This is a genomic window from Aliivibrio kagoshimensis, from assembly GCF_050337105.1.
In the GTDB taxonomy this organism is placed as follows: Bacteria; Pseudomonadota; Gammaproteobacteria; order Enterobacterales; family Vibrionaceae; genus Aliivibrio_A; species Aliivibrio_A kagoshimensis.
Genome location: NZ_JAKJSQ010000026.1, coordinates 22,870 through 34,556 on the forward strand (window position 1 = coordinate 22,870; position 11,687 = coordinate 34,556).

8 protein-coding genes are annotated in these 11,687 nt (G+C 40.5%); all 8 read left to right on the forward strand.

From position 1 onward, the window contains the following. The first annotated feature begins 2 nt into the window (after positions 1-2). The 8 genes from L4C32_RS10430 (at position 3) to clpP (ending at position 11,607) form a co-directional block, all read left to right on the forward strand. On the forward strand, positions 3-1,580 hold the full coding sequence (locus L4C32_RS10430; protein ID WP_428196819.1) for a type I restriction-modification system subunit M: 1,578 nt from the start codon (positions 3-5) through the stop codon (positions 1,578-1,580). Continuing rightward, positions 1,570-2,811 (forward strand): restriction endonuclease subunit S, encoded by a 1,242-nt coding sequence (locus L4C32_RS10435; RefSeq protein ID WP_428196820.1) that lies wholly within the window; start codon positions 1,570-1,572, stop codon positions 2,809-2,811. The genes L4C32_RS10430 and L4C32_RS10435 overlap by 11 nt, the downstream gene beginning before the upstream one ends. Before the next feature lie 100 nt (positions 2,812-2,911). Beyond that, the gene (locus tag L4C32_RS10440; RefSeq protein ID WP_428196821.1) at positions 2,912-4,279 is read left to right on the forward strand and encodes an AAA family ATPase; all 1,368 of its coding nucleotides are present in this window, start codon (positions 2,912-2,914) and stop codon (positions 4,277-4,279) included. After that, entirely contained in the window at positions 4,279-5,022 is a 744-nt protein-coding gene (locus L4C32_RS10445) for a retron system putative HNH endonuclease (RefSeq protein WP_428196822.1), read from the forward strand. Before L4C32_RS10440 ends, L4C32_RS10445 begins: the two co-directional genes overlap by 1 nt. Further along, positions 5,022-8,339: a type I restriction endonuclease subunit R gene (locus L4C32_RS10450; RefSeq protein ID WP_428196823.1), complete on the forward strand. Its 3,318-nt coding sequence runs from the start codon at positions 5,022-5,024 to the stop codon at positions 8,337-8,339. Before L4C32_RS10445 ends, L4C32_RS10450 begins: the two co-directional genes overlap by 1 nt. A 2-nt stretch (positions 8,340-8,341) precedes the next feature. Next, on the forward strand, positions 8,342-9,133 hold the full coding sequence (locus tag L4C32_RS10455) for a M48 family metallopeptidase (RefSeq protein WP_428196824.1): 792 nt from the start codon (positions 8,342-8,344) through the stop codon (positions 9,131-9,133). Positions 9,134-9,556: 423 nt separating this feature from the next. Continuing rightward, on the forward strand, positions 9,557-10,861 hold the full coding sequence (gene tig, locus L4C32_RS10460) for a trigger factor (protein ID WP_428196825.1): 1,305 nt from the start codon (positions 9,557-9,559) through the stop codon (positions 10,859-10,861). Between the two features lie 122 nt (positions 10,862-10,983). After that, positions 10,984-11,607: an ATP-dependent Clp endopeptidase proteolytic subunit ClpP gene (gene clpP / locus L4C32_RS10465; protein ID WP_428196826.1), complete on the forward strand. Its 624-nt coding sequence runs from the start codon at positions 10,984-10,986 to the stop codon at positions 11,605-11,607. The last annotated feature ends 80 nt before the right edge of the window (positions 11,608-11,687 follow it).

Below are 11,687 nucleotides of genomic sequence, written 5' to 3' on the forward strand. Positions count from 1 at the left end.
TAATGTCAGACATTAAAATCAGCCAAAATGAAATCAATAGTGCAGTATGGGGTGCTTGTGACACTTTCCGAGGCATTATCAGTGCAGATACCTACAAAGACTTCATCTTAACCATGCTCTTCTTAAAGTACATTTCCGATGTATGGCAAGACCACTATGATAATTACAAAGCGGAGTATGGTGATGAACCTGAATTGATCACTGCGATGATGGAAAACGAAAGTTTTCAGTTGCCAATGGTTGATATTCTTGGTGATAACAATGAAGTTAAAGAGACATTTAAGGCGAACTTTTACAGTCTTTTTGAACGTAAAGACACTCCAGGGAATGGTACTCGCATTGACCAAGTGCTACACGCAATTGAAGAAGCAAATGGCACTAAGCTTAAGAACGTGTTCCAAGACATTAGCTTCAATACTGATAAGCTTGGCGATGAAAAGCAAAAGAACACATTGTTACGTCACCTGTTAGAAGACTTTGGTAAGGATATCCTTAACCTTAAACCTAGTCGCGTGGGCAACTTAGATGTGATTGGTAATGCTTATGAATACCTGATCAAGCACTTTGCCGCAGGGAGTGGGAAAACCGCAGGTGAATTCTATACACCACCAGAAGTTTCAGATCTTCTTTCTGTTCTACTTGAGCCAAAAGAGGGCGATTCAATATGTGACCCTGCATGTGGTTCTGGATCACTACTGCTTAAGTGCGGTAATCAAGTTCGCAAATCATTCGGTGGTTCAAAGAGTTATGCACTGTTTGGGCAAGAGTCGATCAACTCAACATGGGCATTAGCCAAAATGAACATGTTCCTGCACGGTGAAGACAACCATCGCATTGAGTGGGGTGACACCATCCGTAACCCGAAACTGAAGGTAAAGGGCAAAGAAGACCTACTTCATTTTGATATCGTAGTCGCAAATCCACCATTTTCTCTGGATAAGTGGGGTCATGAAGATGCCGAAGGTGATATTCACGGTCGTTTCCGCAGAGGCATTCCACCAAAAACCAAGGGTGACTATGCCTTTATCTCACACATGATTGAGACGCTTAAGCCAGCTTCTCCTACAAGTAATGGCGGTCGAATGGGGGTGGTTGTGCCTCACGGTGTACTTTTCCGTGCCTCAAGTGAAGGCAAAATTCGTAAGCAGCTTATTGAAGAGAATCTGTTAGAAGCGGTCATTGGCTTACCTGAAAAGCTGTTCTTTGGCACGAGTATTCCTGCTGCTATCTTGATCTTCAAAAAGCAAAAGACCGATGACAAAGTATTGTTTATTGATGCCTCTCGTGAGTTTAAATCAGGTAAGAATCAGAACCTACTTACTGACGATAACATTAAGAAGATTGTTGAGACGTACAAAGTACGTGGAACAACGGATAAATACTCTTACCTAGCAACATTGGAAGAGATTGCCGAGAACGATTACAACCTCAATATTCCACGTTACGTTGATACCTTCGAGGAAGAGGAAGAGATCGATTTAATCGCTGTACGTAAAGAGCGCCTAGAGCTACAAGGCGAGCTTGCTGAACTTGAAAAAGAGATGGCGGGCTACCTAGAGGAGCTAGGTTATGGTGCCTAATGGTTGGAGTAATGAGTCTCTAAAGGATATTTGTAGTAAGACTATTTCATACGGGATTGTTCAAACAGGAGAGAACCTTGAAAGTGGGGTTCCTTGTGTAAGGGTTGTAGATCTATCAAAGAATACTTTAAATCCTATCGATATGATCAAGACATCTGACGAAATCCATAAATCTTATAAGAAGACAATTCTATGTGAGGGTGAGTTGATGATGGCTTTAAGAGGTGAGATTGGCTTAGTAAAAAAAGTTACATCAGAACTTATAGGAGCCAACATTACAAGAGGGCTTGCTCGTCTTTCGCCAATAAAAAGTGTCGATAGTGATTATTTATTATGGACGCTTCGTTCAAATAAAATAAAGAATGAATTGGCGAGAAAGTCTGGTGGTTCAGCTCTCCAAGAAATAGCGTTAGGCTCTCTTCGAAAAATTGTCTTACCAATCCCCCCACTTTCAGAACAACGAAAAATCGCCAAAATCCTCTCTACATGGGACAAAACGATTAGCACTACAGAAAAGCTGATTGAAACCAGTAAGCAGCAGAAAAAAGCCCTGATGCAACAGCTTTTGACGGGTAAGAAACGTTTGGTTAATCCTGAAACAGGTAAGGTGTTTCAGGGGGAGTGGGGATCTAAATCTCCAGTAAGTTTGTTTAAGTTATTTAGCGGTTTTGCATTTAAGAGTACAGATGCAAAAGATTCTGGCGCTAAATGGTTAAAAATCGCAAATGTTGGTATTGGTGAAATTAAGTGGGATGCAGATAGCTTTCTGCCAGAATATTTCTTGTCTGAACACAAAAAGTTTGTATTAACTAAAGGCGATATTGTTGTTGCTCTTACTCGACCAACTTTAGGAAATAGATTAAAAGTAGCGAGGCTAACCAAAGATAGTGATACATCTTTACTCAATCAAAGGGTCGCTAAAATAGTGTGTAAAGACAATGTCGATTCGGAATTTATCTTTCAAGTACTTCGTAGTGACCAATTTGCCTATAGAATTAATGTAGGGTTACTGGGTACAGATCCACCTAATTTAAGTATCAAAGTTCTTGAAGACTTCGAAATTTTGGTACCACCCTACCTAGAACAACAAAAAATTGCCTCAGTTCTTACTGTTGCCGATAAAGAAATTGAAGTGTTGGAAACTAAACTTTCACACTTCAAGCAAGAGAAAAAAGCACTAATGCAACAACTACTGACAGGCAAAAGACGAGTTGTGGTAGATGCTGCTTAAAAGATAGAAATCAACACCCTCTTAGCGAGGGTGCTGTTGGTTCTACTTAGTTTTATCCATGTTAGAATAAGTCAATTATTAGAATAAGTTAGGTATTAAGATGAAGATTACCAAGCTAAAGCTTGAGAACTACGGTCGTTTTTCTGAGCTAGAACTTCCTCTAGCGACATCGGAGTTAGTTGGCTCAAATGTTACTGTTATTGTGGGTAATAATGGTGCAGGTAAGACAACGATTCTTGATTCCCTTGCCACATCACTAAATTGGTTAGTTGCTCGCATTCGAAGAGAAAACGGTACAACCGCCACCATCTTAGAAGAGAAGATAAAAAATAAAACCACAACATCAGCAATAACAACTTTTTTCTCGCACCCTGAGTTAGACGGCAGTCGTACAGGAGTATATGCCCCTGAATCATCATGGTATTTAGCTAAAACTAGGGGGGGAAAAGAAAAACAGATAAATAGTGAGTTGATTGCATTAAGTGAACTCGCAAACTTCTATCGTTCAAATTATACAGATAATGATGATGCATCATTTCCACTAATGGTATTTTATCCTGATGATAGAGCGGTCGGTGATATTGATGTAAACATGTCGAAAAAAGCTCAATACACTCAGTTGGATGCCTATGGTGATTCTCTATCAAAAGGCTCAAGTTTTAACGGCTTTTTCAAATGGTTCCGTTTCAGAGAAGACATAGAGAATGAATCAGGGGTGTCAAAGTCAGGTCTTGAAGATATCAGAGCTACGATTGGTGAAGAAGCATATCAAAAAGCTGTTCTTGCTTTAAAGGAAAAACAAGATCCTCAATTAAAAGCAGTTAAAGAAGCTATATCAATATTCATGCCTGAGTATTCGGATTTACATGTTAAACGTAAGCCAAGGCTACACATGTCTATTACTAAGGATAATGAAGCTTTAGATGTAGCTCAATTATCTAAAGGCGAGAAATGTATGCTTGCTTTAGTAGGTGATATCGCCAGACGTTTAGCAATATTAAATCCAAGCCTTGAAAGCCCATTACTTGGCAGTGGTATTGTTATGATTGATGAAATTGATGCCCATCTTCATCCAAGATGGCAACAAACCGTTATTACAAATCTAGAAAAGACCTTTCCTAACGTTCAATTTGTTGTAACTACGCATAGCCCTCAAGTTCTATCTACCGTTAAAAAAGACTCTATTGAAATTATTGATAACGGAGTTCGAGTCCCTGTTATTGGTGATACATATGGTGTTGCGAGTAGTGACATTCTTAAGGAAGTTATGAACGTTAACCCAACGCCAAGAATTGAAAGAGTGATTAAGCTTGAACAGTATTTGGAGATGGTTGATATGGGAACTCATACTTCTAAAGTTGGTAAGTATCTAAGAGCAGAATTGGAACTAGATAAGTACTATGGTAAGGATCACGCTGAGCTAAGGAAAGTGGATCGTAAGATTCGTAGAAAGGGGATGTGTTCGTAGTGAAGGCTATCGAAAAGACCGAACTTGGAAATAACGCTCTGGCTAAAGAGGTGGCTAAAGGGATACCTCAAAATGCTACTGAAGCGAAGTCTCGCTGGGGCAGGTTTCCTAGTAACAAAAAGAAGCAAGCGAAGAGGAAACTCTTAACACAACAATACAAATTATGTGGTTACACTGAATTCAATATTGATGAGTTTAGCTCTTTAGCTTCTTCTAAAAATGGTGGTTGTCATATTGAACATATAAAACCGAAGTCACTGTTTCCTCAGCTAACGTTTGAATATGAAAATCTCATTATTAGTGTTTTGGATTCAGATGATCTAAAACGCTTCAAAGAGGAGTTCTTTGTAAACAATGCCCCTGAGGCTGATGATAGTCATAAGTTGTATTTTGGTGGGCATAAGAAAGAGAATAACTTTGATGAAGTATTATTCATTTCACCGACTGAAACGGACTGCCAGCGCTATTTTGTACACATAGAACATAGCGGTGAGATCAAGCCTGCGAATGGTTTGGAAGAGGATGAGGTTAAACGAGCGGAATACACTATTAAGTTACTTAATCTTAACCATCCATACCTTAAAAACCAACGCTACAAGCGCATGAAAGAAGTGTTGGATGACATTGAAGAACTGGATGACTTAGATGACCAAATTTATATCGTTCGAGATGAAATTAGCGAACGTAATGGACAGATAGCTTCTTTCCCTTCAGCAGTTCGAACGTTAGTTGCAGGTGCATAATGTCTCACCCTTTACCAAATTTTAAAGAAGAGCAGAGCGCTAAAATCCCAGCGTTAACACTCCTTACCAATCTAAAATATACCTTCATTCCGCCTACACAGTGTAATGAGATGAGAGGGAATCTCTCTACCGTTATCCTTCCTGATGTTCTTCGTAAAGCTCTACAGAGAAAGACATACTCTTTTCAAGGAGAAGAGCGAAAACTTCTGCCTGCATCTATCGATAAAATCATCCAAGAGCTAACGCCAGCGATGAATATTGGTTTAAGAGCAGCAAACGAAAAACTGTATAACGCTTTAACTTACGGCATTGGAATTACCGAATTTGTGGGGGGCAAGAAAGCAAGCCCAACCATTCAAATCATTGATTGGACAAACGCTAAAAATAACAGCTATCACTTTACTGAAGAATTTGAAGTGACGAATGCACATGGTACGGGCAAGCGTATCCCTGACATCGTTTGTTTTGTTAATGGATTCCCGTGGGTTGTGATTGAAGCGAAACGACCAGCTTCATCGCACTCAGGTAAACCAACAGTAGCAGAAGGTATTTCTCAGAATTTACGTAATCAGAAAAGTGATGAGATTCCTCATCTGTTTGCCTATAGCCAATTGCTGCTGTCCGTGAATGGTCATGATGGACGTTATGGTACTTGTGGTACACCTTCTAAGTTTTGGGCGAAGTGGAAAGAAAAAGAGATTAAAGAATCTAAGTTTAATCAACTTAAAAATAAGAAACTGACAGAAAAGCAGCTAGATCTAATTTTTGGTCATCGGCCAGAACAGGTCAAACGTGATTACCTTAGTCTTATCGCAGGTGCTGATTTACAAGTTACCGATCAAGATAGATTACTGGCTTCTTTGTTACGTCATGACCGTCTGTTAGAGATGACTCGCTTGTATACACTTTTTGATAAGAAGGTAGGAAAGATAGTCGCTCGCTACCAACAAGTGTTTGGTATTAAAGCTCTTATTGAGCGTGTGACATCATTTGATGACACGTTATCGGGTAAACGAAAAGGTGCTCGAAATGGTGGGGTGATTTGGCATACTACAGGTTCAGGTAAATCGTTCACTATGGTCTTCTTATCCAAAGCGCTTATTTGGTTTAAGGAACTTGCTAAGTGTCGTGTTGTAGTCGTCACTGACAGAGTGGATTTAGAAGCTCAGTTAGCCAGAACCTTCGCATCAGGTGGAGCATTATCAGAAAAAGATAAGAAAGCGGCACTGGCGACAACGGGTAGTCATCTCGCTAAGCAAATAGGAAAGGGTAACGAGCGCATTATCTTCTCAATTGTTGATAAGTTCCGTACCGCAATAAAGCAGCCCGACTGCTATAACGAAAGCGAAGATATCATTGTATTGGTTGATGAAGGACACCGTAGCCAGAATGGTGAGAACAATATCCGTATGCAGCAAATGTTGCCGAAAGCAGCGTATGTCGCATTCACAGGAACTCCTCTGTTAAAAGATGATAAAACCGAAGATAAGTTCGGCAAGATCATTCACTCCTATACAATGCAGCAAGCGGTTGAAGATAAGACGGTTACGCCTTTATTGTATGAGGAACGAGTTCCTGATCTAAGCACCAATGATAAAGCGATTGATGCTTGGTTTGACCGTATTACAGAAAAACTCACGGAAGCGCAAAAATCCGATCTAAAGAAAAAGTTTTCTCAGAAAGGGCAGGTTTATCAAACCGAAGGTCGATTGGAGCTTATTGCTCACGATATCTCAGACCACTTCCAAAACTTTAAGCGTCAGGGCTTAAAGGGGCAGTTAGCCTGCCGAAATAAGACTACAGCAATCAAGTATAAGCAGTTCTTAGATAAAATTGGCAAAGTGACATCAACAGTCGTTATGTCTCCTCCTGATACCAGAGAAGCTCATAATACTATTGAAGACGAAGATATCGATATTGTTCAAAAGTGGTGGAAGGATAATGTTGGCAGTGAAGACGAGAAAAAGTACACCGCTCGCATGGTGGACTGGTTCGCTGAAGTTGATGGTCCCGACTTGATGATAGTGGTTGATAAACTGCTAACAGGCTTTGATGAGCCAAAGAACACTGTTCTTTACATCGACCGTTCCCTAAAAGAGCATAATTTGATTCAAGCTATTGCTCGTGTGAACCGTCTCCATGAAAAGAAACAGTTCGGATATTTGATTGACTATTTTGGAGTGCTCACCGAGTTAGATACCACCATAGAGAGCTACCAACAATTAGCTGAAAGAACCTTGGGTGGCTACGATATTGAAGATATCAAAGGCTTGTATCACGGTATGGATACGGAATATAAGAAACTGCCTAGCTTATATTCTGAGCTATGGTCATTCTTTAATGAGGTTAAGAACACGGGCGATCATCAAGCAATGATCAGCGTCTTCACTCCTCATATTGAATTGATAGATGGACAGCTAACTGACCTCAATTTGAAGAAACGTCATGACTTCTATGATGCGCTATCAGCCTTTGCTAACTGTTTGAAAGTAGCGCTTCAGTCTGCCACTTATTTTGAAGATAAGAGTTTTGATACGATTGATCCTAAGACAGCACTAAATAGACGGGTTCTATATAAGAAAACGCTGAAATCAATGTCTGAATTGAGAAAAGTAGTTCGTCAAGAAGCAGAAGAAACCATTGATTACGATGAGTATTCAGACGGTATTCGCACCATGCTAGATAAACATATTGGTGGGGTTGAAATTAAAGAAGCTGAAGGCGCTTACCTTGTTGGAAATATGGGTAAAGATGCAAACCCTGAGCAAATGACGGATCAAGAAGCTTCTAACAAAAAGGATGTGATTACGGGGCGAATCCGAAGAATGATTGATCAAGATCTTGAAGATGACCCTTATGCGAAAGAATACTTTTCAAAGCTATTAAAGAAAGCTATCGAACAAACAAAAGATATGTTTGACGCTCCAGTAAAACAGTACCTATTGTTCGCTGATTTTGAACAACAAGTAAAAGAGCGTAGGGTGGATACTATGCCTAACGAGCTTTTTTCTGACTTAGACTCTAAGGCTAGACGCTTCGTACAGGCTTATTATGGTCTCTTTGAGTTAAAACTGGTTGATGGCGTGGTTCTAAGTGAAAAAGAACGCTTTGACTATGCGGTGCAAATTGATGCGGTCGTAACCAAAGCTGTCGCTGAGTTTTCAATTAACCCTAGTGAAATAGAAAACCAGATCCGTAAGTCGTTACTACCTGTTTTGTTTAAAGCCATTGGAATGAACAATGCCAAAACGATCATTGAAGAAATCATCAAGATTACTCGTTTAGGTATCAATGGCTATGGTATGGCTGAGCATTAACCGTGACTTCTATTTCATCAAAAGAGCGAAACAAAGAAGAATATAGCTTTGTGTATGGTGATGAGGCTGTTGATTACGAGGTTGTTCGTAGAGTTGTAGCACCGAATAAAGTTGTACCACAACAGAAACGTAAGATTACGATCAGTGTTGAACCAAGTTGTGAAGTCATCGTGTACGCCCCAGAGGATGCCGAAAGGAGTGAACTTCATGATGCAGTTATGAAGAGAGCTAATTGGATTTACCAGAACCTTAATGAGTTTCGAACTCATCAAGAGTATGTTCAGCAGAAGCAGTATATCAGTGGCGAGATGCTGTTTTATCTGGGTAAACGCTATGTCCTGAAGGTTGTCGAAGATCGTGACGGTATTGCTTCCGCAAAGATGGTAGGGGGCAAGCTACAGGTTACGCTCGCAAGGTTTAATGACGATAAGACTGCAATGGTCAAAGCTCTCGTTCGTAATTGGTATAAGGTACGTGCAGAGCGGATTTTCCATCAACGTCTAGCTGAATTACTTCCTAAAGCTACATGGGTTGATGAGATCCCTAGCTTTCGAGTTATGCCGATGCAAAAGCAATGGGGAAGTTGCTCAGCTAAAGGAAATCTAATGCTAAATCCTCACCTTATAAAAGCGCCACGGGACTGTATCGACTACGTGATTCTCCATGAACTCTGCCACATTGCAGAACATAACCACAGCGACCGATTTTGGCGGTTATTAACAAGCGTTATGCCTGACTGGAAAGAAGTTAAGTCTCAGCTTGATGGAATGGCAGAATTGTATTTGAATGAATAGCTTTAAATAGAGAATCCACACTGCGAATGCAGTGTGGTAATTGAAAAGCAAAACCTCTCTATTACTGGTAAGTACCAAAATCGAAAAGTCCGTAAGAGCAATCTTACGGACTTTTTTCGTTTAAATAGTTAAATAAAAGTGTTTCTGGGTTGAAATGAGGGTTTTCCGCCCCAATTTCACAGAAAAGGAAATAAAACTAATCGATATTAAGGGTCAAACTCGACAGATGTTGACCATATGGCTACAATGTCGCCCCTAATCTAATATGGTTAGTTCATTTAACACTGTTCTATTTGGGATAGTGTCTCTCGATACGTAGTATCACGAATTATTGGGGTTACGGTTTTTTCCGTAACACATGAATGCAGCCAGAACCGTCTGGCATGCAGCTCAGAATTCTGAGTCAGTTTGAGGTTTATTAAAATGCAAGTTACTGTTGAAACAACTGAAGGCCTAGAGCGCCGCTTAAACATTACCGTTCCTGCTGCTAACATCGAAGATGCTGTAACAGCTGAGCTACGCAATATCGCGAAAAACCGTCGCTTTGATGGCTTCCGTAAAGGTAAAGTCCCAATGAGCATGGTTGCTAAAATGTACGGTAAAGCAGTACGTAATGATGTAATGGGTGAAGTTATGCACCGTCATTTCATCGAAGCGATTGTTCAAGAAAAAATCAATCCAGCAGGCTCGCCAACATTTGCACCCGTTGAAACTGAAGCAGGCAAAGATCTTGTTTTTGCTGCAACGTTTGAAGTATACCCAGAAGTTGAACTGAAAGATCTTGATAAAGTCGTTGTTGAAAAACCAGCGGTTGAAGTTAAAGACGAAGACATCACTGAAATGCTTGAAACACTGCGTAAGCAACAAGCAACTTGGGCTGAGACTGAAGAAGCTGCTGCGGAAGACTCTCGCGCAACTATCGATTTTAACGGTTCTATTGACGGTGAAGCGTTTGAAGGTGGCCAAGCTGAAAACTTCGCACTTGAAATGGGCCAAGGTCGTATGATCCCTGGTTTCGAAGAAGGTATTGCTGGTAAGAAAGCGGGCGAAGAGTTCACTATCACCGTTGATTTCCCTGCCGATTACCACGCTGAGAACCTAAAAGGTAAATCAGCTCAGTTTGAAATCAAACTAACTAAAGTTGAAACTCGTGAGCTACCTGAGTTAACTGAAGAGTTTGTTGCTCGTTTTGGCGTTAAAGATGGTTCTATCGACGGTCTTAAAGCTGAAGTACGCAAAAACATGGAGCGTGAACTAGCACAAGCTGTTAAGTCTCGCATCAAAGAGCAAGCGATTAACGGTCTAGTTGAAAACAACGACATCGACGTTCCTTCTGCGCTAATTGCACAAGAAGTTGACGTTCTACGTAAGCAAGCGGTTCAACGTTTTGGTGGCGACGCTAAAAACACACCTGAGCTTCCAGCAGAACTTTTCGAAGAGCAAGCTAAGCGCCGTGTAGTGGTTGGCCTTCTTCTTGGTGAAGTAATCAAAACCGAAGAGCTAAAAGCAGACGAAGACAAAGTGAAAGCACTGATTGCTGACATGGCTTCTGCTTATGAAGACCCAACGGAAGTTGTTGCATACTACGAAGGCAACGAAGAGATGATGAACAACATGCGCAATGTTGCATTAGAAGAGCAAGCAATTGATGCGATTCTAGCAAAAGCATCTGTTTCTGATAAAGAAGTAAGCTTTCAAGAGCTTATGAATCAGCAGCAGCCAGCATAATTGCTGTTTTGTTAAAGTAGACGTTGACTTAGAATCAACAGGTCTGCTATCAATGGTCCGTGTGAAGTTTTTCATCCGGGCCATTTATTTTTAGGCTTAGAATCAATTAATAGGTGCATGTAATGAACAATCAAGAAAAAAGTACCATGTCTTCTATTCAGAATGCTCTAGTTCCTATGGTAGTAGAACAGACTCCACGTGGAGAACGTTCGTTCGATATCTTCTCTCGCCTTCTTAAAGAGCGTGTTATTTTCTTAACGGGTCAAGTTGAAGACAACATGGCTAACCTGATTGTAGCCCAGCTTCTTTTTCTTGAATCTGAGAATCCAGAGAAAGATATTTTTCTCTATATCAACTCTCCAGGTGGTTCTGTAACCGCAGGCATGTCAATTTATGACACCATGCAGTTCATTAAACCGAATGTGAGCACGGTATGTATGGGACAGGCATGTTCAATGGGCTCGTTCCTATTAGCCGGTGGTGCTAAGGGAAAACGTTTCTGTTTGCCAAACGCGAGTGTGATGATTCATCAGCCTCTCGGTGGGTATCAAGGTCAGGCTTCAGATATTCAGATTCATGCTGAAAATATTTTAGCGACTAAAAAGAAATTAAATGCCATGCTGGCAGAACATACTGGTCAGCCGTTAGAAGTGATTGAAACAGATACGGATCGTGATAACTTTATGACTGCGCAAGAAGCAGTTGATTACGGTTTGGTTGATGCGATTCTAACGACTCGTGACTAAAGATTAAAATATTTGAGGCAGCAAATTAACCATATTTGTTATAGACTCAAATAAAGAGACAAAAGCATTGCTTAGAAAGA

What these genes read in the sequence shown, in the direction of transcription:
- L4C32_RS10450 (WP_428196823.1), top strand. Translation starts at nt 5,022, where the DNA reads ATGTCTCACCCTTTACCAAATTTTAAAGAAGAGCAGAGCGCTAAAATC.
- L4C32_RS10435 (WP_428196820.1), top strand. Translation starts at nt 1,570, where the DNA reads ATGGTGCCTAATGGTTGGAGTAATGAGTCTCTAAAGGATATTTGTAGT.
- tig (WP_428196825.1), top strand. Translation starts at nt 9,557, where the DNA reads ATGCAAGTTACTGTTGAAACAACTGAAGGCCTAGAGCGCCGCTTAAAC.
- L4C32_RS10430 (WP_428196819.1), top strand. Translation starts at nt 3, where the DNA reads ATGTCAGACATTAAAATCAGCCAAAATGAAATCAATAGTGCAGTATGG.
- L4C32_RS10440 (WP_428196821.1), top strand. Translation starts at nt 2,912, where the DNA reads ATGAAGATTACCAAGCTAAAGCTTGAGAACTACGGTCGTTTTTCTGAG.
- clpP (WP_428196826.1), top strand. Translation starts at nt 10,984, where the DNA reads ATGAACAATCAAGAAAAAAGTACCATGTCTTCTATTCAGAATGCTCTA.